Genomic DNA, 23,361 nt, shown 5'->3' on the forward strand with positions numbered 1-23,361 from the left:
ACCTATTATTTAGCGTACTAGATGTTTTGAACTTCTAACCTCCAACTTATCTAATAGAGTAGTGAAGAAAGTTATGATAACCCAATATATAGCTGCTGCTATCAGATAGATGGTAAGAGGTTCAAACGTTTTGGCAATGACTAGGCTTGACATTTGAAGCAGTTCCGTGACTGTGATGACAGACACAAGCGAGGTGTCTTTAATCAACACAATAAATGAGTTGGATAACGTCGGTATTGCAATTCGGAGACTCTGGGGCAATATGATTCTTCTTAGGGCTTGCCAGTATGTCATTCCCATAGACAAGGAGGCTTCCATCTGACCTTTATCGACGGCAAGTATGGATGCCCGGAAAGATTCCGACAAATATGCCCCTGCATTTAAACTTAATGCCAAGATTCCAGAAGATATTGGATCTAATGAAATTCCTATTTGAGGTAGGCCGTAGTAGATAACGAATATCTGGACCAGTAAAGGTGTTCCTCGGATGATGGAGACATAGGCACTTGCAATTTGATACAACACCTTGATTTTGACTATTCTAATCAAAGCTGTTAAAAAGCCGATGATTAAGGCAAACAGAATTGAAAGGACAGCAAGAAAAATTGTCATAAGAGCTGCTTTTAAAAGGGCCGGCAATGAATCGATTATGATTGTGGCATCCATTGGCTCACCTCCAATCAGTTATTAAGCGGGAGACTCTACAACTGCATTGTATTTTATTTGAATACCTAACTCATTTAGTTCATCTACAAATGGTTGAAAACGTTCATTAATGATCAAGTTTTCCAGTGGCATTATGCCAGTTTCATTAATTTTCCCTTGAAGAATCCATTTCGCGGCTACGGTTGCAGGCAATGCGGTTGTCTTGGCCATTGATGTTATTCCTCTTCCGTGATCATAAAAATCAACTAGTTCCCAAGAATGCTTTGTCGGAACACCCTTTTTAATTCCTTTCACTTCAACACGGACGACTGTGATGTCTTCAATGGAGGGGCCAATTAATTTTGGAGATAGCACAGACTCTGTGAAGGTTCTCGGAACAATCGGGTGCCCATCAAACATAATTGGTTCGCTATCCAAAAATCCTAGCTCTGCAAGCACTTTCATTTTTTCCCAATGGCCCGGATAGCGCACGGTCTTCTCGTATAAGTTTTTGACTTTGTCTTTAAGTGTGAACGCAGTACTATGTGCATCTGTATTCACCATTTCACATTCGCCCACGGGTTCAGGAAAACTTATTTTTTCGAGTCCGGTGAGCGGTGGCAACTTTACAATCTCCCCGTTTTTAATAGCAAGGGCTGGTTTCGTATAAAGGCCTAATACACTTTCCAAACGGAAGACAACTTGGTACCAAAGAGGGGGAATTGGATGTCGCGGAATCCCTCCACAAATCATGACCGCTTCTTCAGCTTCATCAAGCAGTTCTATTCCTTGGGCGGCCAAGAAGTTCGTTATACCAGGAGCTACTCCACAACCGGGTACAATAATGATTCCAGCCTCCATGGCTTGTTGGCTAAGCGCATTTTTTTCAGTAAAATTCGACCCGACCAAGTCGACAAGATGGCAACGGGAAGTGATTGCAGCTTTGATTGCCGTTAAACTTAAGGAGTGGGGAAGACAGGCAATTGCCAAATCCGCATTTGATAAAACAGCTGCTATATCTTCTTCAGTTGCGAGGGCAGCCGTTTGGCCTTGAACCTTTGTGCTTTTTGCTGTTTCAAGACATTTATCTATCCCTTCTTTTCTGACGTCAACAACGGTTACCTTCGTAATCTCTGCAAAATGGCTAACTTCCCGGACAACAGTCGTTCCAATCATCCCTGCACCTAGCACGACGACATGCACATTAAATACCCCCTGTAATATATAGTTTTATAGATAGGTAGCGGCATCCAAAAAGATGCCACTACAATGGTTATCAGTTTTCAAGTGGGTCTGTACCAAACCATTTTTTATATATTGATTTATACGTACCATCTTCTTTCATTGATGCGAGAGCTTCATTCACTTTAATAACAAAGTCTTCATTCCCTTTGTTAACTGCCATGCCAATTTCATCTTTGTTTAAAATTCCGCTCGCAATTTTAATTGGTAGGTCCGCTTCTTGGATATTGTAGCTGATCAATAATTGATCGTTGATAATGACATCCAGTCGTTTATTTGTTAAATCTTGAAGATAATCGCTAACAGATTTGTAGAGTTTTACATCAGCCCCATCCACACTTCTTGCAACTTCTTCAAATGTTGTTCCCCCGCCAACGCCAACTTTTTTTCCTGAGATATCTTCTAATGCTTTAATATCATCGGTGTCGTTGCGAGTAACCAGGACAGAACCAGTAATAACATACGGATCTGTAAAATCTACACTCTTTTTCCTCTCCTCGGTAACAGTCATTTGGCCAATGACGATATCGAATTTATTGGCTTTTAGCCCGCCGATTAGTCCGTCCCACTTGGTAGCAATGAACTCAACTTCAACACCAAGCCGTTTTCCAATTTCATTTGAAATATCTACGTCAAACCCTTGAAATTTATTTTCATCGTCTAAAAAGTTGAATGGCGGATAAGTCCCTTCGAAAGAGACTCTCATCACTTTGTCTTTTTCAATTCTCTCAAGGACACTGCTTGAGCTTTTGTTTGCTTTCGTATCCCCCTCGGCTTTCGTGCATCCACTTATAATGCCTAGGGTCAAAATTGCAGTGATCATTAGTAAAAATCTTCTCTTCATCTTCTAACCTCCTTATATTTAATAGAAGTAAACGCTTACAATTATCTACGACCCTCCTTGTTTTTTAAGATTGTTTTGTAGTCAGTAGTTAAAAGGGAATTGAATTGTAGCTCAAAAATGTAGTACAATTCATTTACTATATAATAAATCACAATATTTTGTTAGTCAATGATTTCAGAAATATTAATTAGGGTGGAGGAATATTGTTGAAAAAATCTTCAATTGAGAAGACGGTTTATTTCCGATTGCGGAACGCCATTTTGAAAAGACAGATTGCGCCCGGCACCCAACTGGTTGAACTGACAATATCGAAGGAACTGGATGTAAGTCGGACTCCAATTAGAAATGCGATTAAACTACTTTCTGAAGAAGGGATGGTGGATATGATTCCGAACAGGGGCGCATTTGTTGCCAATCCTACAAAAAGTGAAGTTGAGCAGGCATACCAGCTTCGGTTAGAATTGGAATTGATGGCTATCCGCGCTTCATTGTACAAGTTGGATGAAGAAGATTTTGAAGAGATGTGTGCCTGTATGCAAGAAGAAAAATTAGCTCTTGAAGCAAAAGACATGGAACGTTATTTAAAGGCGAATAAAAGCTTTCACATGGTAGCTGTCAAAAAAGCAGGCAATACCTTTCTTGCAGAATTCTTGGGGGTTTTGATGAATAAAATTGATATTTATATAATGTTATTCGATAGCTTTTTTGACAATTCCCCAACGACACCGAAAGGGCCATGCGAGCACTTGGCAATTGTGGAAGCGATGAGAAGCAAGAGAATGGAAGAGCTTGAAAGATTGGTCCGGATTCACGTTGAGCATGCTCTAGAAAGTCTGCGAGACCGGGTGAGGGAATACAAAATGCCTAATGAAATATTTAAGGAATTGTATGGAAAGAAACAGTAAGCAAGTCTATTTTAGATGTGTTTACGATAGAACAGAAAGCTGAAAAATCGAGGATACTCAATTTTCACTCCTCATAGCGGGGGTTGAAATAAGCCCCCGCTTATTAATATCTTCCTTTATTCCAATAAACCCGTATCCTCTAAAAATTGTCGTGCGACGTCCTCCGGTTTTTCACCTTCAGCGTTCACCCTGTAGTTCATATCCCGCATCTCGTCGTCCGTCACTTTGCCGGCGAGCTGGTTTATGACCTCCTCGAGTTCGGGATACGTTTCGAGCGTTTCTTTCCGCAAGAGAGGGGCCCCTTGGTACGGCGGGAACAGCTCTTTGTCATCTTGTAGGACGGTTAGTTCATACTGTTGCAGTTCACTGTCCGTCGAATAAGCATCCAACAAGTTAATGTCCCCAGATTGGATTGCCTGGTAGCGGAGTTTCGGCTCCATCGTTTGGACGGAAGGGAAGTCGATTCCGTACAAACTGCGGATGCCGCGGTAGCCGTCTTCACGATCGTTGAATTCGAGGGTGAATCCGGCTTTGACTGCACTTTGGACTGCGACGAGATCGGAAATTGTTTTGACGCCGTACTGTTCCTCGAACGACTTGGATACCGCGATCGTGTATGTATTGTTATACTCCATCGGCGGCAGGAGGACGAGATCGAATTGTTCGGCAAGCCCTTGTTGTGCCTGCTCGTATACTTCGTTCCGGTCATTGCTGACTGCAGCCTCTTTTAAGAACTCCGACAGCGCTGTCCCTGTGAACTCAGGATAAATGTCGATGCTCCCTGATTGCAACGCGTTGAAGACGAACGATGTTTTGCCGAGTCCAGGTTTCAGTTCGACGGACAAGTCCGTCTCTTCTTCAATGAGAAGCTTGTACATGTTAATTAATATTTCGGGTTCCGCCCCTAATTTGGCGCCGATGACAATCTGTTTCTCATTGCTTGAAGGAAAGAGGGGAAGGACGATGATGAGTATGGCAACGACGAAAAACGTTGCTAGTGCAATGGAAGCTCGCCGGAACGACAACCCCTCGAATTTTCTCAGCAACAAGTCGAATGACAGGGCGAGAAGTGCGGCAGGTATTGCGCCGAGCACGATAAGGGAAGGGTTGTTCCGGTCGATGCCGAGCAAGATGAGATCGCCGAGACCGCCAGCGCCGATCAGTGCAGCAAGTGTGGCGGTTCCTACAATTAGTACCATCGATGTCCGGATGCCTGCCATGATGACGGGCATGGCTAGAGGCAGTTCGACTTTCGAAAGGCGTTTCCATCGGTTCATTCCCATCGCGGTCGCCGCCTCAATCAAGGAAGGGTCGATTCCCTTAATGCCTGTATAGGTGTTGCGCAAAATCGGCAGCAATGCATACGCAACGAGTGCGATGATGGCAGGAATTTTGCCGATGCCGAACAACGGGATCAGCAGCCCGAGCAAAGCGAGTGACGGAATCGTCTGCAGTACGGCACTTGTCCCGATGACTGTTTCTGCAATCCGTTGCCGGTTTGTCAAATAGATGCCGACTGGGATTGATATGAGGATGGCGAAGAAAAGGGCGATGAGGGAGATTTGGATGTGCTCGATTAACGCCCACGCTAATTCGCCTTTCCGATCTTGAAAAACGTTTAAGATGTCACCCATGCGCTACTTTTCCTCCTTCGTGCCCGTTTGCCAAATAGGCGATAATTGTCTGTCTTGAAATGGTGCCGGTCGGTTCGCTTTCTTGCTGGATGACGGCTCGATCTGATTGGGATAGCGCATGAAGCACTTCATCCCACCCGGCGTCGATGGACAATACGGGCAATTGTTCCGTAGAAGTCGACATCGGTTCGATATGTTCGGCTAAAACGAATGGTTTCAGGCTACCGCTCTGGATGAATTGACGGACGAATGGTGTAGCAGGGGTTAACGTAATTTCATCCGGGGTGCCCAGCTGTTCGATTTTGCCATCCTTCATAATGCAAATACGGTCTCCAAGCTTCAACGCTTCTTGAATGTCGTGGGTGACGAATACAATCGTTTTCTGAATGGACTGTTGCAACCGCACCAAGTCATCCTGCAACTTCCCCCTGCTGATCGGATCAAGCGCGCTGAAGGGCTCGTCCATTAAAACGATATCGGGATCTGCGGCAAGGGCCCGGACGACGCCGACCCGCTGCTGCTGGCCGCCGGAAAGTTCATGAGGCTTCCGATGCCGGTATGTATCCGGATCAAGTCCTACCATTTCAAGAAGTTCCGTCACGCGGTGATGGATCCGGCTTTTATTCCAATTTTTCAGCTCCGGAACGATCGCGATGTTTTCCTCAATCGTCATATGCGGGAACAATGCGATTTGCTGCAACACATACCCGATCCGCCACCGCAATTCATGGATTGGGTACTCGCTGACCTTCTTGCCGTCGATCCAAATCGTCCCGTCCGTCAGTGGAATGAGGCGATTGATCATTTTTAACGTTGTTGTCTTGCCGCAACCGCTCGGCCCGATCAGCACAAAAAATTCCCCTTTGGCAACCTCTAAATTGACTGAATCAACGACGAGCGTTTGATTATCATACGATTTTGTTACACGGTCAAAACGTATCATCGAATCCACTCCTTTATTTCACCATCGTGACATAAAAAAGCGTTTAATGAAAATGATTTGGTAATCTATGGACGGAATTTGTTGCATAGGATTAATAAACACCCGTGCATCGGTCAAACATAGTTGATATGGAAATATGAAGTTTTTCTATCTTGCTATCTATTCAGAATTTTGATATTCTGAATAAAACCCGAGTAAATCAATAGGATATAATTGATTGCGCGGATGCGATGAAAAGGAGTGGGGACATGTCGACGAAAGAAAAGAAGATGAATGTGGAAAGCTTCAATTTGGACCATACGAAAGTGAAAGCGCCGTTTGTGCGTCTTGCCGGGGTGAAGGAAGGGATCAATGGAGACGTCATCCGGAAATACGACATCCGTTTTTGCCAGCCGAATAAGGAGCATCTGGAAATGCCTGCGATTCATTCATTGGAGCATATGATGGCGGAGTTCAGCAGGAATCATTCGGACAAAATTGTAGACATTAGTCCGATGGGATGCCAGACGGGATATTACTTGGCGCTCATCAACCACGACGATTACGAAGACGTGCTCGACATATTGGAGAAGACATTGAATGACGTCTTGATCGCCGACGAAGTGCCTGCTTGCAATGAAGTCCAATGCGGATGGGCCGCGAGCCATAGCCTTGAAGGCGCAAAGAAAGCGGCGAAAGAGATGTTGGAAAAACGGGACGAGTGGACGACCGTTTTTGAATAAAGTTTCGGCTAATGGGGTTTGATTTTTCTCTTAAATAACCCCAAAAAAACGATAGCATTCCTACGATAAAAGGCGTACGATTGACATGATGCCAGGCAGAATAAATCTGCTTATGCAATGTTCATCGTACGCCTTATTGGCGATATACATAACGAGAGGAAAAAGGAATAAATGAATATATTATCCGGAAGAATCGAGAAGGATTTCTTAGGGGAAAAAGAAGTTCCCAATGATGCATATTACGGGATTCAAACGATACGTGCGACTGAAAACTTTCCAATTACGAAGGAGCGCATGCACCCGGAGTTGATTCGCGCGATCGGGATTGTGAAGAAAGCGGCAGCTATTTCGAATGTGCTTGTCAATGACTTGCCTGAGGATGTAGGGCTCTTCATCGTGGAAGCGGCGGATGAGGTCGTTGAGGGGATATTGACGGACCAGTTCATCGTCGACCCGATTCAAGGAGGTGCCGGCACTTCATTCAACATGAATGCCAATGAAGTGATTGCGAACCGCGCACTTGAAATGATGGGGCGTAAAAAAGGCGATTATGGATACATAAGTCCGAATAACCATGTCAATATGTCGCAGTCGACAAATGATGCATTCCCGACGGCGATTAAAATTGCGACTCATCAAATGGTCAATCAGCTGCTGGAAACGATGGAGCGTTTTGTGGACGAGCTGAGGGCGAAGGAACTGGAATTTGACGGTGTCATCAAAATGGGGAGAACTCACTTGCAAGATGCCGTTCCTATCCGATTGGGCCAGGAATTCAGCGCGTATCGGAGTGTCATCAAACGCGATATCGAACGGATCGGGAGGACGAGAGTGCACCTTTCCGAAATCAATATGGGCGCCACCGCAATCGGCACAGGGGTCAATGCAAATGTGCGATACATTGAAACCGCAGTGGAACAATTGCGTGCAATCAGTGGCTTGCCATTGAAATCTGCCTGCAATCTGATCGACTCGACACAGAATACGGATGTGTACACAGAGCTTTCTTCCGCTTTGAAAATTTGCATGATCAATCTCTCGAAAATGGCGAACGATCTGCGGTTGATGGCGTCAGGTCCGAAAGCAGGTTTGAATGAAATCAATCTTCCGGCAAGGCAGCCAGGTTCCTCCATCATGCCAGGAAAAGTGAATCCGGTCATGGCGGAAGTGATGAACCAGATCGCCTTCCAAGTAATCGGCAACGACCATACAATCAGCCTCGCGTCGGAAGCCGGCCAATTTGAATTGAATGTCATGGAACCTGTGCTTGTCTATAATTTATTGCAATCATTGACGGTTATGAACAACGGCATCGAAGTGTTCCGCAAGTACTGCATTAGCGGCATCACCGCGAACGTAGCACAAATGGAAGAGTATGTAGAAAAAAGCATCGGCACGATCACGGCGCTAACGCCATTCATCGGCTATGAGATGTCATCGAAAATCGCACGTGAATCGTTTGAAACAGGCATCCCGCTTAAAGAACTCTGCCTGCGTTACGAAGTGCTCACCCTTGAAGAACTAAACCGCTTGCTCGACCCTCATCAAATGACAGAGATGAAAAAGGAAGGCATAACACCCTATTAATTTTCAGAATATTTCCGGTGCCTGTGCATCGAACAATTCAGACTATACACTACAATTGTATAAAGTTGTTTAGTAAAGGTTGATTTGGCGACTATTTAGTCATTGAAACATGCATGAATATTAACTTGATTGAATTGTCATAAATGTGTCTTGCACAGGCACCGTCTGTGGATAAATAGAATGCCCTCGGAAACGGTAAACCGATTTCCGAGGGCATTTTCATTTTCATTCAAACAATCGATTCGAAGCTTAGCCTTCCGCTCCGCGATAGCCTGTTTCCGCTTTGAAACGTACTTCCGCATAAGAGACTTCCGCGGCTTCCGCACGTTTTGCGCCGAAGTGTGTACCGATGATGGCGGCTAGGAACCCGGCTGGAATGGAAATGATCGCCGGATTGACGAACGGGAAGAGCGGTTCACCGACGAAGAATGCAGCTCCTTCGACCGGGTTGATGACGTTCGGGCTGACTGCGACAAGGACGAGGGCAGTGATGAGCCCTGTCAACATGGAAGCAACCGCACCAGTCGTGTTAAATTTGCGCCAGTAGATCGTGAACAGGATTGTCGGTACGTTCGCGGACGCGGCGATACAGAATGCGAGCGAGACGAGGAACGCGACATTGAGTTTTTCCGATCCAAGTGCAAGCAAGATGGAAACGACAGATACACCGATTGCCGCAAGACGCGCTGCTCTGACTTGCTGCTTTTCCGTCACTTTTCCTTTTTTGATGATTTCTGCGTAAATATCATGTGCGATTGCCGACGCGCCGGACAGCACGAGCCCTGCAACGACTGCGAGAATTGTGGCAAACGCAACGGCGGCGACGAATGATTCAAGCATATCCCCACCGAGCACTCCCGCAAGCATAGGAGCTGCCATATTGCCCGCCGCGTTTTCCGCGACGATAGCGTCCCTGCCGACGAATTTGGCGGCACCAAATCCGAGGAAGATCGTCATAACATAGAAAATCCCGATGATCCACACTGCGTACACGACGGAAGAACGCGCCGTTTTTGCGTCTTTTACCGTAAAGAAACGCATAAGGATGTGTGGCAGACCCGCGGTTCCAAGAACAAGTGCGAGAAGCACGGAAATAAGGCCGATCGGATCTTTATAGACAACACCGGAATGTAAGAATGACTCTCCGTGTGGCGTCGCATTCCGCATAAGATCGAACATGCCGACGAAATTGAAATTGAATTTCATAAGGACTAGGAAGGAAATAACAATTGTCCCAATCATGAGTAGTATCGCCTTGATGATCTGCACCCAGCTCGTAGCAGTCATTCCGCCGAATAAAACATAGACCATCATCATGACACCTACGATGAGGACGGAAATCCAGTACTCGATGCCGAATAGCAGCTTAATGAGCGCACCTGCGCCGACAAGTTGAGCGAGCATATAGAAAAGGACGATTGTAATCGTATTGAGTGCTGCAGCCCCACGGACTTTCTTTGCTCCGAACCGGGAACCGATCATATCGGCCATCGTGTACTTTCCAAGGTTCCGAAGCGGTTCCGCGATTAAAAACAGAACAACGAGATAAGCAGTCAACCAGCCGACGCTGTAATAAAAACCGTCAAAGCCGTTCAGTGAAATGGCTCCGGCAATCCCTAGGAACGACGCGGCCGATAAATAGTCCCCTGCAATGGCCATTCCGTTCTGCCATCCCGTCAACGAACCGCCGGCCGTATAAAACTCACTAGCCGTGCGCGTTTGTTTAGCTGCCCAATAGGTGATGTAAAGCGTCAAAGCGATAACTGCAAAAAAGATTGAATAGGACCAAAAACTCATGATTGATTCCCCCCTTATTTCTGGACGTGTTTTCCGAGCAATTGCTCGACGTCTTTATCGAATTCTCTTGCCTTTTTTACATAAATCTGAGTAAGCACCCAAACCATGATGAACATGCCAAAAGCATAGACCCACGTCCACGTCATCCAGCCAATCGCCCGCGCTTCAAGAATTGACGTATATCCCGTCAATATCGGAAGCATTAAATAGATTGCAAAAAAAGCAATGACATAAGGGCGGAAAAAGTTTTTCTTCTTTTTGACCAATTGCTTGAACTCCGCTGTTTCGATGAGCCGTTCATAATCGAGCAGACCGTCTGTCATTAGTCGCCTCTCCCGCTCAACAGTTGTCTCCGATTTCTTCATCTTAACTGTCATTCATTTCATCCCCTTTGCTACAAAATGTACGCCATCTCGCAGTATACGAGAGTCGATCCCCACATCAACTCTGAGCATTTTAGAAGACTGCAAGGATGTCATATTGTACAACGTACCAAAATAACAGAAAATAATCAATATTATATTTATAAAACTATCAGAGAAATGTGGTGGTGGGTAAAAGGTAGTAACCGAGACTGTTTTCAGAATCTTTTCGGTGCCTGTGCAACAAACAATTCAGATTATACACTACAATTGTATAATGTTTTTTCCCGTGATTGATTTATAAAATCGGTCGTTATTGAAGTGTGCATGAATATAAATGATAGTGAATTGTCATAAATGTGTGTTGCACAGGCACCGGAAAACGCACCGGAAAACGAGCTTAAAATAGAAAAGATCCATCCTTGAGTGTACGACTCAAAAGGATGGATCATTTTTACTCTGCTGTGCCGTTTCGGTCAAATCCTAAATACCGCGTGCCTTGAAAGGTGAGGAGGCCGAGGTCGCTTTCAGCTAACATGCCGTACTCACTTCCGGACATCTTCAATTCCATCCGGTCGCCGCTTTCCACTTGGAACGTGACGTAGTAAGACGTGTGTGCAGAAGAATCACCGCTCCCGCCCCATGTATCCGTGCGCTTCGTCTTCACTTGGGCAGGAACCGTCAGACGCGGCGAGCTATTATTGGCGGACCATTGGCCGGCACCTTTAACGAGCGCAAAAATTATTCCGCCGATCACAATAACAAAAATGACGAAAATAAAGATCGGTACAGCACTAAACATAAAATCGTCGAACGGGGAAAAGCCCATTTCACCACCACCTACTTCATCGATTGCTTCTTATTTTAGATAGAAGCCTTAGAATCTCAAAATACAACCATACTAATGTGACCATTAAGCCGAATGCGCCATACCATTCCATATACTTCGGCGCTCGCTGTTCCGCTCCTTTTTCAATGAAATCAAAATCAAGGACGAGGTTCAGCGCGGCGACGACTACAATGGCGACGGAAATGAGGATGCCGACGATTCCTGTCTCGTGTATGAAAGGGACTTCCATTCCGAAAAAACGAAGGATGAAGTCCGCGATATAAACAAAAAATATCGCACCGGTCGCAGCTACGACGCCGAGCTTGAAGTTTTCGGTTACTTTAATCAAACCTGAACGATACGCAAACAAAAGGGAGAATAACGTTCCGAGCGTCAACAGGATTGCCTGCGTCGTAATCCCTTCAAATTGGGATTCGAATATAGCGGAAATCCCTCCGATAGCTAGCCCTTCCAACAATGCATAGAGTGGGGCAGTGTAAGGAGCTGCCCTTTTCACAAAAATAGTAATGAGGGCTACGACGAAACCACCGAGGAGGCCAATCCACAGCCACGCCTCAATGTCATTCCCCGAAAAATGCTGATGCCAAGTGAAGACCGCCGTTGCACACAACAACAGGAACAGGATGAACGTCTTGTTCACAGTTCCTTGAATGGTCATCGACATTCCGTTTTCTGACCGTAAATCTTTAAAGGTATTTTCCCCTAAGCTTGGGTTCGCTGACCTCATGAGCTATCACGTTCCTTTCTATATGTAATTAAAAGAAAATCGTAACACGCTAGTTTACTATACGGAGAAGGTTGAGAATAGTTTCATGAATTTGAAGGTCTTCATGAGCGAACATCTTTAAAATACAAATTGAAAAAACCCCCCTTCTAGGCCGGAAATGGCATTAGAAGGGGGATTTTTCATGGGCGATTTACATGTTGATCTACAAGAATAAGATTGCCATCCGGATCTTCAAGAGTGAAATGCGCAACCCCGACACTATCTTCATCCGCCTCGGTGAGCAGCTGAACGCCTTTCTCTTTGAGCTGCTGTTGAAGGTCACGGACATCCGTAAATGAATCCAGACTTTCGGCATTTTGATTCCAGCCTGGATTAAAGGTGAGAATGTTTTTTTCGAACATCCCTTGGAAGAGGCCAATAATGGTATCTTCATTTTTCATAATGAGCCAGTTTTGGTCAATGTCTCCTCCAAACGATTGAAATCCAAGGTTTTCGTAAAATGCTTTCGATAGATGAATGTCTTTGACAGTGAGACTGACAGAGAATGCTCCTAGTTTCATTTTTCATTCCCCCTCTTTCTTAGTTTTTGAAAATTCGGGCGTTGAGATTAAGTATAAATGAAGGATTTGGAATGAACAACATTCGTCTTGCACATAGGAATTCCGTTTTTGGACAATCTAACAAGAAAATATCGGATGAGGGGATGTTTATGCAAATAGAATGGTCGTCCGATTGGAAAGAGGGCTTTGTCGAACGGTTGGAGAATCGCAAAGCTTGGGATAATTGGACGTTGTATAAAATGTGTTATGACGTGGAGAAGGCGAAGTTGATAACCGACTTCCACGGCCTCCAATGCCCGAAATACTTACCCGAACTGAAGCCTTTTCCTCATCAGTTGGAGGCGGCGGAAACGGTCATCGAGCGGATGAACGGGAAGGCGATTCTTGCGGACGAGGTCGGTCTCGGGAAAACGATTCAAGCCGGTTTGATTTTGAAAGAGTATTTAATTCGTGGCCTCGTGAAAAAAGCGCTCATCCTCGTCCCGGCTTCACTCATCAATCAATGGATCGAGGAGCTGAATTATAAATTTCACCTTCCAGTGATTCAATATAAAAAAGCGTATGATCTGGACTACTGCAATATCGTCATTGCAAGCATCGATATGGCGAAGAGGAGTCCTCATAAGGAAATCATTTATAACCAGGACTTTGATTTAATTATCATAGATGAGGCGCATAAATTAAAGAACCCGAAAACAAAAAACTATGAGTTCGTGCAAAACTTGAAGAAAAAGTTCTGTCTGTTATTAACGGCGACACCTATTCAAAATGACGTATTCGAGCTGTTCAATTTAATTTCTTTATTAAAGCCAGGGCATCTAGGCAATTTCGAGACATTCCAATCTGTCTTTTCTGCGAGCAAACATAATGTGGAAGAGGACGAGTTTTTAAAGGAATTGATCAACCAAGTGATGGTGCGCAATTCAAGGCATGACACGGGGATTGAATGGACGACTCGGCGTGTCCAAATCATTCCGCTTGAGTTCAGTGAAGAGGAAAAAGAAGTGTACAACATGATTTCAGAGTTGAAAAATGTGTCTTCCGTCTTTTCGGGCGCCTTCTCGATGATCACGTTGCAAAAGGAAATTTGCAGCAGTAAGGAAGCAGCCTTCCTGACGTTGCATGAAATGCATCAGAAACTGACGAATACGGAAGAAATTGCTTACACCGAGGAACTGCTTCGGAAATTGGCAGCACTTCAGGTCAATACAAAAGCGGAAAAGGCGTACGAAATCATTAAGGAAGCGAATGGCGAGAAGGTCATCATTTTCACGGAATACCGGGCAAGCCAAGCCTTTTTAATGAATTATTTATATGAAAAGGGCATCGTCAGCGTCCCATTTAATGGGAAGTTCAGCAAAAGTAAGCGCGAGTGGATGAAGCAATTGTTTAAGGAGAAGGCGCAAGTGTTGATTGCTACAGAGTCGGGAAGTGAAGGGATCAACCTTCAATTCTGCCATCACGTCATCAATTATGATTTGCCGTGGAACCCGATGAAATTGGAACAGCGGATCGGCCGTGTCCACCGGTTAGGGCAAGAGCATGATGTTAATATATACAATTTGGCTATTAAACATACAATTGAGGACCATATATTGGAGTTGCTGAATGTGAAGATTGGCGTCTTTGAAAAAGTCGTCGGCGAGTTGGACGATATACTATCGGAATTCAAATTGACTATTTAGCAAGGAGGATGCACATGTACCCGCAGCAAATTCATCAATACGTACGGCAATTTTTTATCGAAAACAATTGTACGATTTTACGTGAAAATGAGCATTTCATTACCGTTCAATTGACGATTGATATGGATAAAAAAATAATGAATCGGCCGTTTTATTGGAAATACTTGGAGAGCACGGGAGATGAGCCAAATCCTGCGCAACTGACGTTGATCACTGATAAAAACAGGCTCGCTGAAAGTATTGCCGGGGAAGTCGTGCACTACGGCTCGCCCCGGCTCAATCAATTGTTCCGGGTGACGAAAGAGCTCGGCTCCTTCGCGCAAATGTACGAAAGGGCAGGGAATAGGTCTGGTGGCCAAACGATCTTGACGCCGTGGGTAGGGGTCAATTATAAAATAACGTATTCGAGCGATCGAACGCAGGAGATCCTTTATTCATTAGGCATTAATTTGATGACTGGAATGATCATCAACAGCTTTCAGGAATCGATCAGCGGATTGGAATTGGGAAGTACGATATCGCCGAACACATTTCACTTGCCGTATATCATCACACCGCTGCGCGCTTTGGAACGGTTGGACTCGGTGATCGAAAACCTTATCCAGAAAGATGACCATACATGGGCGGAAGAAGCAAAGGAAAGACGACGCAAAGACCTCCTTGTACTCGAGTACTTTTACAGAGAGATTGAAGAAGCCGACCGCCCCGAATGCTACCGAATCGAGAAAAATGCAATCGAAGAACAATACGAAACAAAAATAAAAATCGATATCATCAACGGCGGGCTGTTTTACTTGAAAAAGAATTGATCCTAATTGACCCGGAATTTGAACCGGTGCCTGTGCAGCACACAATTCAGATTATGCACTACAATTGTATAATTAAGATGTGTGAATGTTGATATAACGGTGTTTTTGTGATTTTTAATTGCATAAATAATTAGCGTATCGAATAGTCATAAATGTGTGCTGCACAGGCACCGACACAATTCTGACTTCTTCTCATGCTTTGGCTTTGTTTTAAAATAATAATATAATCTGATAAACTATATATAATAATGTAAAGGAGCGGTGATATATGAAAAAGTTTATTAACGCGACTATATATGGAGACCCAGAATCTCACGAGATATTAATAGAGAACAATCAATTTAAAGCGATCGGCAATGATTTAGGCAATGCAGATGAAGTGATTGATTTGGAAGGTCGTTTAGTGTTGCCGCCTTACGTTGATCCACATTTGCACTTGGATTATATCTTCTCAGGACTCGGTGAAGGGAATGCCAACGTGTCAGGTACATTATTTGAAGGGATTCAGCGTTGGAGTGACAATAAAAAATCATTGACCGAAGAACTCGTGCGCGAGCGTGCGATAAAAGGGATTCAAAAAGAAGTGAGCAAAGGGGTTCAGTTTATTCGTACCCATGTCGATATTACGGACCCTAACTTGACCGGGATGAAAGCTTTACTTAAACTTCGCGAAGAATTGAAAGATATCGTGACATTACAGCTTGTTGCATTTCCTCAAGAAGGATTCTTCCGCTATAAAGGCGCGGAACAGCTAATGGAAAAGGCACTTCAAATGGGTGCTGACGTTGCAGGAGGCATCCCTCACTTTGAAATTTCCTATGAGCATGGTGTGGAATCATTAAAACGCATTGTCGATATGGCAATCAAATATAATGTAATGATTGACATTCACTGTGATGAGAACGATGATCCAAATAGTCGGTTCTTAGAAGTGCTGAACGCGATTGTGATGGAAAAAGACTATGGCGAATATACAACAGCGAGTCATACGACGAGCTTTGGTTCTGTTGAAAACAGCTATGCGAATAAAATGTTAGGGTTGTTCCGAGAATCCAAAATCAACTTCATCTCTTGTCCAACTGAAAACGCACATTTACAAGGCCGTGGCGACAGTTATCCAAAACGTCGTGGCTTAACACGAGTGAAAGAATTATTAGCGAATGGAAACAATGTGGCTTTTGCACAAGATTCCATAGCGGATTACTGGTACCCGTTAGGGAATGGAAATATGATGAACATTTTGGACAACGGCATTCATTTAGCGCATTACACGCATATTGATGAAATTAATAAGGCGCTCGACTTGATCACATTTAACGGTGCGAACGTTATGAGAGTGAATGATGAGTATGGAATCGAAGCAGGGAAGCCGGCCAACTTTATCGTATTGGATGCACATGATGCATATGAAGCAATCCGCGAACGTGCGGAAGTACTTGCCTCCATTCGGAATGGAGAATACCTGTTTAAGCGTAAACCAAGGAAAAATGAGATTGAAATTGATTTTCTGAAACAATGAAGCGTTTACTCCCCTCAGCGCAGTAATGGCGAGGGGATTTTCCTTATTGACGGCGCGTACAAAGGACTTTCCCGCGTTATGTCGAAATAAGATGATTATAGCTAGATGAAAAATGGGAGGCATACATAATGGATCGAGAAGAATCGCGGAGGCTGGCATTTAAGGTTCCAGACCTTCGGAAAAAGGAATTGCGGTCAAAACTGACAGCTTCCGAACAGCAGGAATTGAATAAAGGGAGAGCCATCATGGCTGAAACATACCCAAATCGCACATCCGAGCAATATGCGGACAAGGTCAGATTAATGGCCATCAGAAACTTTACAATAATAGACACTACACGCAAGGAATCACTCTTCCAAAAGCTATTCAAACAGGAGAATCCAAAAGAGTACAGACTTCGGTTCCCGAATGAGGAAGAGGACGTGGCGGAGTATACCTTTCCTTTCACATTCGGCCTTGAACTCCGTGACTTGATGGAGGATGTCGGACTCGGGCTGGATTGGTCGAAAATGTTACCGGTCGATGACGGGATGTGCCATACAGATCCGCTGGAAGAGGATGATAAGGAATGGTTTGAAGGTTTCCCGGACCCTGCTTGGTGTGCAGGCAAACTGCAAGAGGCGAAAAAGCTGGAGGAGACAGCCACTGCTCATAGCGAAGAGATGGTGCAGGCGATCCAGTGGATCCAGACACATTGGGAAAATGGATATAAAATCTACGCGGACATCGACCCTTGGGAAGAGGATGACCTATGAGATAAAAATAGTAGAAAGGGCGAGCACTTTAATGAAGAAGAAAATTTTTGGCGTGCACGATGACAATACGTTGCGTCAATTCAAAAATTGTTTGCGGACAGGGCAGGTGGCGGGCGGCGTGTTATGTGCCGATGGGCATTATGGCTATAGCCAGCCGGTCGGTGGCGTAATCGTGTATGACGGCCAAATTTCGCCCTCGGGTGTCGGGTATGACATCGCATGTGGAAATAAAGCGGTCCGAACCAATTTGAAGTGGACGGATATCAAAAAGGATCTTCCGCGTCTTATGGATGAAATTGCGTCATCCATTTCGTTCGGCGTCGGTCGGAAAAATAAGGGACGGGTGGACCATGAATTATTCGATGATCCGGATTGGGCCGTGTATGAGGAAATCGGCAAGCAGGAGCATGATCGACTGAAGAAATTGGCAAAGGACCAATTGGGTACCGTCGGGGCAGGGAACCATTTCGTCGATTTGTTAGTTGAGAAAGAGACCGGTGCAGTATGGGTGGCGAACCACTTTGGCAGTAGAGGATTCGGCCATAAAACGGCGAGCGGATTTTTGAACTTGGCAAACGGGCGGGAGTTCTCCGATCGCGCGCCGGGAGAAAGCATGGAGCAGGCACCGACGTTAATTGATTTGGATAGTGAATTGGGCGAACTTTATTACCGTGCGATGATGTTGAGCGGGAAATACGCTTATGCCGGGCGGAATTTCGTGATGGATGAAGTGCTTTCCATCTTAGGTGCAACTTCTGAATTAGAGGTGCATAATCACCATAACTATGCTTGGAAGGAAACCCACTTCGGCAAGGAGTACATCGTCGTCAGAAAGGGAGCAACCCCTTCAGCTCCAGGGCAAATGGGCTTCATTGGCGGGAGCATGGGTGACATTTCCGTCATTGTCCGAGGTAAGGATAATGAAGAGAATGCCAATGCCTTTTATAGTACAATCCACGGGGCAGGCAGGATCATGAGCCGGACCGAAGCGGCGGGCCGGATGAATTGGAAAACTCGTACGCGTAGGGGCGGGAAAATTACTCAAGAGCGGATGGATCAAGCCATCGAAAAGTTTGGTGTGGAGTTGCGCGGTGGTGGACCGGATGAAAGTCCATTCGTTTATCGTAAATTGCGGGACGTTCTTGAAGCCCACAAAGACACGATCGAGGTCCTCCATACATTGAAACCGGTCGGCGTCTGCATGGCTGGTGCCAATGAATATGACCCGTTTAAAGATTGAGGTGCCTGCGCAGCACATTATTCAGTTTATTCACTACAATTGCATATAGAGATAATGGAAAGTGGAACACGTCAGTGTTTCACTTTTTGTATTTGAATATAAATGCGATTTGTTGAATTGTCATAAATGTGCCGTGCACAGGCAGCGTTTGAAAAGTTTCGGTCAAAGGTACCGAATTATAGCCAATTCTATTTCGTTGGCAAAAGTATCTTGTACACTTTAGAACCAAAACTATTAGATGGAATTTTTGAAATACACCTAACAATCTGATGTTGGTTATGCTATATTTAATTGTGAAAATATAAAAGGGGGAAATGAACTATGAAGAAATTCGGTGCTTTAGTTTTATTGTTGTCCTTTATGCTTGTGGTTGCAGCATGTGGCTCCGATAAGGGTACTGGTTCAGAGGCAGGAACAAAATATAGAGTCGGAATCGACAATACGTATCCGCCTTTTGAATTTGAAGTAGATGGCAAACTTACGGGAATTGATATTGATATTATTTCAGCGATCGCAAAGAACCAAGGATTTGAAATAGAGTTTGACGCAATGGATTTTGGTGGAATTATCCCAGCGATGCAAGCAGACCAACTTGATATTGCAATCGCGGGTATGAGTATAACTGACAAGCGTAGAGAAGTTGTTGATTTTTCGGATCCATACTTTGATGCAGGTTTGTCATTAGTCATTAATGGCAAAACGACAGATATTAATTCACTTGAGGATTTATCAGGCAAAGTGATCGCTGTTAAAAATGGTACGACTGGTGCAAGTTTCGCTCAAGAACATGAAAGTGAGTATGGCTACCAAGTTGTTCAGTTTGATGACAGCCCGGCAATGTTCCAGGAAGTTCAAAATGGAAATGCTGATGCTCTTATTGAAGACTACCCTGTCATTGCATATGCAATCTCACAAAACAACCTCGATTTAAAAATTGTAGGGGAACGTTTAAACGGGGACCAATATGGAATTGCAGTTCTTAAAGGAAAGAACAGTGATGTTCTAAAGAAAATTAATGATGGATTACAAGAACTTCGTGATAGCGGGGAGTACGATGAGATTTTGGCTAAATACCTTGGTGAATAAATAGAAACGTAAAAATATAGCGTGTTTTTCGCGCTATATTTTTTTATAGACTCGGAAAGATAAAATTCACGATAGGTCCTTTACCAATCACGTCTCTGCTGTCGCTAAAGCAGTAGGTGATTCGGAGTGTTCTCAAAAGGAGATGAGTAGATGGAAACAATAATTGCCGCATTTCCCTATCTAATACTAGGAATGAAAGTGACACTCTATATCTTTTTCTTTTCAATTATTTTTGGTTTTTTAATTGGATTACTAACTGCTCTTATGCGGTTAACAACTATAAAACCGCTCAATTGGATTGCAAAAGTGTTTGTGGATATTATTCGAGGAACTCCATTTATTGTTCAACTATTCTTCATTTATTTTGGATTGAATGGACTGGAGTTCGTTTCATTAGACCGGACAGTTGCTGGGATATTAACTGTTTCAATTAATGCAGGGGCCTATTTTTCTGAAATAATCCGTGCGGGAATTCTGTCGATTGACAAAGGGCAAACTGAAGCTGCGAGATCCCTCGGTCTTAATAAAGTGCAAACGATGCAAACCATTGTGTTGCCACAAGCGTTTAGAACGATGTTGCCGACTATCACGAATCAATCCATTATCAGTTTCAAGGATACTTCCCTCTTATCCATTATCGGGATCGCTGATATTGTCCAAAGAGGAAAAGTACATGCGAGTACAACGTTTAAACCTTTTGAAGTATGGTTGACAGTTGGTGTCATTTATTTTGTAATCATCTACCTCATGTCGTTACTTTCCAGCTTTATTGAAAGGAGGTACAAAATTAAATGACGTTAATTCAAGTGAGAAATTTAAAAAAGTCTTTTGGGGAACTTGAAGTACTAAAAGATATAAATGTTGAAATTAAGGAACAGGAAGTTGTATGTGTAATCGGACCATCTGGTTCAGGTAAGAGTACGTTTCTAAGATGCTTAAACCGCTTGGAAGGGATTACGGGCGGGCATGTAATAATTGACGGAAAAGATATAACAGATCCGAAGCTTGATATTAATAAAGTAAGAGAGAATGTCGGGATGGTTTTTCAACAGTTTAATTTATTTCCACATATGACCGTTCTTCAAAATATTATGCACGCCCCTTTAAAACTACGAAAAGGTGATAAGCAGTCTATTGAAAAGCAAGCCCTTGAGTTGCTGTCAAAAGTCGGATTGTCCGATAAAGCGCATGCTTCGCCAAGCGAACTTTCAGGCGGACAAAAGCAGCGTGTGGCAATTGCTCGGGCGTTAGCAATGAACCCTAAAATTATGCTTTTCGATGAACCAACTTCAGCACTTGATCCCGAAGTTGTAGGGGAAGTGCTTTCTGTAATGAAACAACTTGCGTTAGAAGGAATGACAATGATCGTTGTGACGCACGAAATGGGTTTTGCGCGTGAAGTTGGGGACCGTGTTATTTTTATGGATGGGGGCTATATCGTAGAAGAGAATACACCAGAAAAATTGTTTGGAAATCCACAAGAAAGCCGAACAAAAGCATTTTTAAGTAAAGTACTATAACTCCCGATGTGTGCCGGCACCGTTCAGTTTATTCACTACAATTGCATATTCTAAAAAGTAAAAGTCAGCCAACATAATCTTTTGTTGGCTGACTACTGTTTATTTATACATTTACGTTATTTCGACATGTTCAATGCGGATTCCGATACATAGAAGTCTTTTCCGTTATAAACGGTTACACCGTCAAGGGTCTTTGTGAATGACTTTTTGTTTTGCGTTACATGGGCCACGTTTTTATTCACAGGCAGTTCGATCCTTATATTTTGCTTTTCTGCGATGAATACAGGGTTGTTCTCGTCTGTCATATCAATACGCGTCTGATAGCCCTTTTTCTCAAATGACTCGCGTGCGTTGACAAAAAGCTTGTCCGTTGTTTCTTTAAGATCGAATCCGAGGAATGCAGCCATTGATTTTGCAATGTCTGTGTTATCTATCAATCCGTACGGTTTTGATGGACCGTAGGCGTATAGGAAGACATCTTCCCCGGTATGACCGCCTGTCGAGAATCCAATATTCGCGCGATTTGAAAGCATTTTCGTCATATCCGATTGTAATGATTTTGAAGCTTTTAATGCTTCGATTTCTTCTTCTGTCAGGTCATCTAAACCATATAATTCAGCTACTTCTTTCATATTGGAACGATCGTCGTTTAATTGCTTTAATGCACCTTCAACAGTCATCGTAGCTTTCTTCAAAGGATCAACATAAGCCGAAACCGGAATTGTAGAGTAGTTGCCATTTGTGTTGACATTCCCCATTGTAATACCGCTGTTCGCATGGTCACTCACTGCGATTACCATTGTGTTTCCATCTTTTTTCGCAAATTCCAATGCCTCGTTAACTGCATCGTCAAATGCTAGTACATCACTGATGATGCCGACCGGGTCATTTGCGTGCGCCGCCCAATCGACTTTACTTCCTTCAACGAATAGGAAGAAGCCATCTTCATCTTTGGACAGTGTATCGATCGCTTTCTTCGTCATTTCGGCAAGCGTTGGTTCTTGATTGCTCGTGGCTTGTCGGTCAAAGTCGTAGGCAAGAGCTGAAGGAGCGAAGGAGCCCCAAATTTTATCTGAGTTTGATTTCAATAAATCGTCACGTGTTTCGACAAGGTCATATCCCTTTGCATCCAGTACTTCAGTTAAATCTTCACCGTCGACGCGGGCGTTTTTCGATGTACCAGGCAATAAAGCCTCTTTTCCTCCCCCGAGAACAACATCGATTCCCTGGTACACTTGTTGCTCAGCGATATCCTGGTAGTTGCTGCGGTGTGTTACGTGGGAAGAGAAGCCTGCAGGCGTCGCATGTTGAATTTCTGATGTAGAGATGATTCCTGTAGACTTGCCTAACAGCTTTGCACCTTCCAAAACGTTCGCAACTGGCTTGTAGGCGTCCTCGGAATCAACCTTATCTACACCTGGCGTATTGACGAGCGCCGGAAGAAGTCCAACGATCTTATCATTGCTCTTATGTCCCGTCGCCAATGCGGTTGCAGCAGGCGCGGAATCGGTGATCGCTGATTCAGCGGAATGCGTCCGCACGCCTCCGACTACGATTTCATCCATTGCAAGGTCATCGCCTTTGTACCATCTTGCGAGAGAGGTAGCACCTGCACTCGTTCCATCCATCACCATCATGATGACGTTGGTAGGTTCACTCTTCTTGTTCTTTGCCTCAGTGATACTATTGTAGCCAAAACCTAATGCGGAAAATGCTACAACAGCAGCGATGGAGATGCCTGCTGCTTTCTTTCTGAAACGATTCTTCATGTTGAAATCCCCCTCAATGAAAGTAGTAAACTCACTATTGATTATAGAGATTGATTATTAATCTAGTATGAGTTTGAAGTAAAGTATTTGTTAAATATCGCTGGAAAGCAAAAAGGGAAAAAGAGAGGGCTTATCCCAGTGAAAGTCATGTAATGACTCG

At 44.1% G+C, this 23,361-nt stretch carries 22 protein-coding genes; 11 read left to right on the plus strand and 11 right to left on the minus strand.

Annotation, left to right across the window (positions count from 1 at the left end; translation table 11 throughout):
* Positions 1-9: 9 nt before the first annotated feature.
* The 3 genes from AB1K89_RS12415 to AB1K89_RS12425 all read right to left on the minus strand — a co-directional run bounded on the left by AB1K89_RS12415 (position 10) and on the right by AB1K89_RS12425 (position 2,731).
* Positions 10-666, minus strand: coding sequence for an amino acid ABC transporter permease (locus AB1K89_RS12415; protein WP_252504341.1), 657 nt, complete (start codon positions 664-666; stop codon positions 10-12).
* Positions 667-687: 21 nt separating this feature from the next.
* Complete coding sequence (locus AB1K89_RS12420; RefSeq protein WP_413055032.1) at positions 688-1,848, minus strand: saccharopine dehydrogenase family protein; 1,161 nt, start codon at positions 1,846-1,848, stop codon at positions 688-690.
* Positions 1,849-1,921: 73 nt separating this feature from the next.
* Positions 1,922-2,731, minus strand: coding sequence for a transporter substrate-binding domain-containing protein (locus AB1K89_RS12425; RefSeq protein WP_413055033.1), 810 nt, complete (start codon positions 2,729-2,731; stop codon positions 1,922-1,924).
* A gap of 206 nt (positions 2,732-2,937) precedes the next feature.
* On the opposite strand from AB1K89_RS12425, the gene AB1K89_RS12430 reads away from it, so the two are divergent.
* Positions 2,938-3,636 (plus strand): GntR family transcriptional regulator, encoded by a 699-nt coding sequence (locus AB1K89_RS12430; protein ID WP_413055034.1) that lies wholly within the window; start codon positions 2,938-2,940, stop codon positions 3,634-3,636.
* 116 nt (positions 3,637-3,752) lie between these two features.
* Here AB1K89_RS12430 and opuFB read toward each other — a convergent pair whose 3' ends face one another.
* Both opuFB and AB1K89_RS12440 read right to left on the minus strand, forming a co-directional pair.
* Positions 3,753-5,270, minus strand: coding sequence for an osmoprotectant update ABC transporter permease/substrate-binding subunit OpuFB (gene opuFB / locus AB1K89_RS12435; protein WP_413055035.1), 1,518 nt, complete (start codon positions 5,268-5,270; stop codon positions 3,753-3,755).
* Positions 5,263-6,213 (minus strand): ABC transporter ATP-binding protein, encoded by a 951-nt coding sequence (locus tag AB1K89_RS12440; protein WP_413055036.1) that lies wholly within the window; start codon positions 6,211-6,213, stop codon positions 5,263-5,265. Before AB1K89_RS12440 ends, opuFB begins: the two co-directional genes overlap by 8 nt.
* A 248-nt stretch (positions 6,214-6,461) precedes the next feature.
* Between AB1K89_RS12440 and AB1K89_RS12445 the strand changes: the two genes are divergently transcribed.
* Together AB1K89_RS12445 and AB1K89_RS12450 are read left to right on the plus strand one after the other, a co-directional pair.
* A complete protein-coding gene (locus AB1K89_RS12445) occupies positions 6,462-6,935 on the plus strand; it encodes an S-ribosylhomocysteine lyase (protein ID WP_413055037.1) in 474 nt (157 codons plus the stop codon).
* Between the two features lie 171 nt (positions 6,936-7,106).
* Positions 7,107-8,522, plus strand: a complete 1,416-nt coding sequence (locus AB1K89_RS12450; protein ID WP_413055038.1) for an aspartate ammonia-lyase — start codon at positions 7,107-7,109, stop codon at positions 8,520-8,522.
* Positions 8,523-8,771: 249 nt separating this feature from the next.
* Here the strand turns inward: AB1K89_RS12450 and AB1K89_RS12455 are convergent, their stop codons facing one another.
* The 5 genes from AB1K89_RS12455 to AB1K89_RS12475 form a co-directional block, all read right to left on the minus strand.
* On the minus strand, positions 8,772-10,319 hold the full coding sequence (locus AB1K89_RS12455; RefSeq protein WP_413055039.1) for a solute symporter family protein: 1,548 nt from the start codon (positions 10,317-10,319) through the stop codon (positions 8,772-8,774).
* A gap of 14 nt (positions 10,320-10,333) precedes the next feature.
* Entirely contained in the window at positions 10,334-10,696 is a 363-nt protein-coding gene (locus tag AB1K89_RS12460) for a DUF485 domain-containing protein (protein WP_413055040.1), read from the minus strand.
* Positions 10,697-11,135: 439 nt separating this feature from the next.
* Entirely contained in the window at positions 11,136-11,510 is a 375-nt protein-coding gene (locus AB1K89_RS12465; protein ID WP_413055041.1) for a DUF2500 domain-containing protein, read from the minus strand.
* A 16-nt stretch (positions 11,511-11,526) separates the two neighbouring features.
* The gene (locus AB1K89_RS12470) at positions 11,527-12,258 is read right to left on the minus strand and encodes a Bax inhibitor-1/YccA family protein (protein WP_413055042.1); all 732 of its coding nucleotides are present in this window, start codon (positions 12,256-12,258) and stop codon (positions 11,527-11,529) included.
* Positions 12,259-12,437: 179 nt separating this feature from the next.
* Positions 12,438-12,818, minus strand: a complete 381-nt coding sequence (locus tag AB1K89_RS12475) for a VOC family protein (protein ID WP_413055043.1) — start codon at positions 12,816-12,818, stop codon at positions 12,438-12,440.
* Between the two features lie 143 nt (positions 12,819-12,961).
* Between AB1K89_RS12475 and AB1K89_RS12480 the strand changes: the two genes are divergently transcribed.
* The 8 genes from AB1K89_RS12480 (at position 12,962) to AB1K89_RS12515 (ending at position 21,432) form a co-directional block, all read left to right on the plus strand.
* A complete protein-coding gene (locus tag AB1K89_RS12480) occupies positions 12,962-14,503 on the plus strand; it encodes a DEAD/DEAH box helicase (protein WP_413055106.1) in 1,542 nt (513 codons plus the stop codon).
* A gap of 14 nt (positions 14,504-14,517) precedes the next feature.
* On the plus strand, positions 14,518-15,312 hold the full coding sequence (locus AB1K89_RS12485) for a YqhG family protein (protein WP_413055044.1): 795 nt from the start codon (positions 14,518-14,520) through the stop codon (positions 15,310-15,312).
* Positions 15,313-15,580: 268 nt separating this feature from the next.
* Complete coding sequence (locus tag AB1K89_RS12490; protein ID WP_413055045.1) at positions 15,581-16,831, plus strand: amidohydrolase family protein; 1,251 nt, start codon at positions 15,581-15,583, stop codon at positions 16,829-16,831.
* 128 nt (positions 16,832-16,959) lie between these two features.
* Positions 16,960-17,586, plus strand: coding sequence for a hypothetical protein (locus AB1K89_RS12495; RefSeq protein WP_413055046.1), 627 nt, complete (start codon positions 16,960-16,962; stop codon positions 17,584-17,586).
* A gap of 31 nt (positions 17,587-17,617) precedes the next feature.
* Positions 17,618-18,826 (plus strand): RtcB family protein, encoded by a 1,209-nt coding sequence (locus AB1K89_RS12500; RefSeq protein ID WP_413055047.1) that lies wholly within the window; start codon positions 17,618-17,620, stop codon positions 18,824-18,826.
* A gap of 321 nt (positions 18,827-19,147) precedes the next feature.
* Positions 19,148-19,912 carry a transporter substrate-binding domain-containing protein gene (locus tag AB1K89_RS12505; RefSeq protein WP_413055048.1) on the plus strand — a complete coding sequence of 255 codons (765 nt, stop codon included), beginning with the start codon at positions 19,148-19,150 and terminating at the stop codon, positions 19,910-19,912.
* 150 nt (positions 19,913-20,062) lie between these two features.
* On the plus strand, positions 20,063-20,707 hold the full coding sequence (locus tag AB1K89_RS12510; protein WP_413055049.1) for an amino acid ABC transporter permease: 645 nt from the start codon (positions 20,063-20,065) through the stop codon (positions 20,705-20,707).
* The gene (locus AB1K89_RS12515) at positions 20,704-21,432 is read left to right on the plus strand and encodes an amino acid ABC transporter ATP-binding protein (RefSeq protein WP_413055050.1); all 729 of its coding nucleotides are present in this window, start codon (positions 20,704-20,706) and stop codon (positions 21,430-21,432) included. The genes AB1K89_RS12510 and AB1K89_RS12515 overlap by 4 nt, the downstream gene beginning before the upstream one ends.
* A 116-nt stretch (positions 21,433-21,548) precedes the next feature.
* On the opposite strand, the gene AB1K89_RS12520 is transcribed toward AB1K89_RS12515, so the two are convergent.
* Positions 21,549-23,201: an alkaline phosphatase gene (locus AB1K89_RS12520; RefSeq protein WP_413055051.1), complete on the minus strand. Its 1,653-nt coding sequence runs from the start codon at positions 23,199-23,201 to the stop codon at positions 21,549-21,551.
* Between the last annotated feature and the right edge of the window lie 160 nt (positions 23,202-23,361).

The organism is Sporosarcina pasadenensis (assembly GCF_047228845.1).
GTDB lineage: Bacteria > Bacillota > Bacilli > Bacillales_A > Planococcaceae > Sporosarcina.

Bases quoted from the DNA above. Each gene is read 5' to 3' on its own strand.
- AB1K89_RS12415 (WP_252504341.1), bottom strand. From the start codon at position 666: ATGGATGCCACAATCATAATCGATTCATTGCCGGCCCTTTTAAAAGCA.
- AB1K89_RS12425 (WP_413055033.1), bottom strand. From the start codon at position 2,731: ATGAAGAGAAGATTTTTACTAATGATCACTGCAATTTTGACCCTAGGC.
- opuFB (WP_413055035.1), bottom strand. From the start codon at position 5,270: ATGGGTGACATCTTAAACGTTTTTCAAGATCGGAAAGGCGAATTAGCG.
- AB1K89_RS12440 (WP_413055036.1), bottom strand. From the start codon at position 6,213: ATGATACGTTTTGACCGTGTAACAAAATCGTATGATAATCAAACGCTC.
- AB1K89_RS12445 (WP_413055037.1), top strand. From the start codon at position 6,462: ATGTCGACGAAAGAAAAGAAGATGAATGTGGAAAGCTTCAATTTGGAC.
- AB1K89_RS12450 (WP_413055038.1), top strand. From the start codon at position 7,107: ATGAATATATTATCCGGAAGAATCGAGAAGGATTTCTTAGGGGAAAAA.
- AB1K89_RS12455 (WP_413055039.1), bottom strand. From the start codon at position 10,319: ATGAGTTTTTGGTCCTATTCAATCTTTTTTGCAGTTATCGCTTTGACG.
- AB1K89_RS12460 (WP_413055040.1), bottom strand. From the start codon at position 10,696: ATGACAGTTAAGATGAAGAAATCGGAGACAACTGTTGAGCGGGAGAGG.
- AB1K89_RS12465 (WP_413055041.1), bottom strand. From the start codon at position 11,510: ATGGGCTTTTCCCCGTTCGACGATTTTATGTTTAGTGCTGTACCGATC.
- AB1K89_RS12470 (WP_413055042.1), bottom strand. From the start codon at position 12,258: ATGAGGTCAGCGAACCCAAGCTTAGGGGAAAATACCTTTAAAGATTTA.
- AB1K89_RS12475 (WP_413055043.1), bottom strand. From the start codon at position 12,818: ATGAAACTAGGAGCATTCTCTGTCAGTCTCACTGTCAAAGACATTCAT.
- AB1K89_RS12480 (WP_413055106.1), top strand. From the start codon at position 12,962: ATGTTTATGCAAATAGAATGGTCGTCCGATTGGAAAGAGGGCTTTGTC.
- AB1K89_RS12485 (WP_413055044.1), top strand. From the start codon at position 14,518: ATGTACCCGCAGCAAATTCATCAATACGTACGGCAATTTTTTATCGAA.
- AB1K89_RS12490 (WP_413055045.1), top strand. From the start codon at position 15,581: ATGAAAAAGTTTATTAACGCGACTATATATGGAGACCCAGAATCTCAC.
- AB1K89_RS12495 (WP_413055046.1), top strand. From the start codon at position 16,960: ATGGATCGAGAAGAATCGCGGAGGCTGGCATTTAAGGTTCCAGACCTT.
- AB1K89_RS12500 (WP_413055047.1), top strand. From the start codon at position 17,618: ATGAAGAAGAAAATTTTTGGCGTGCACGATGACAATACGTTGCGTCAA.
- AB1K89_RS12505 (WP_413055048.1), top strand. From the start codon at position 19,148: ATGAAGAAATTCGGTGCTTTAGTTTTATTGTTGTCCTTTATGCTTGTG.
- AB1K89_RS12510 (WP_413055049.1), top strand. From the start codon at position 20,063: ATGGAAACAATAATTGCCGCATTTCCCTATCTAATACTAGGAATGAAA.
- AB1K89_RS12515 (WP_413055050.1), top strand. From the start codon at position 20,704: ATGACGTTAATTCAAGTGAGAAATTTAAAAAAGTCTTTTGGGGAACTT.
- AB1K89_RS12520 (WP_413055051.1), bottom strand. From the start codon at position 23,201: ATGAAGAATCGTTTCAGAAAGAAAGCAGCAGGCATCTCCATCGCTGCT.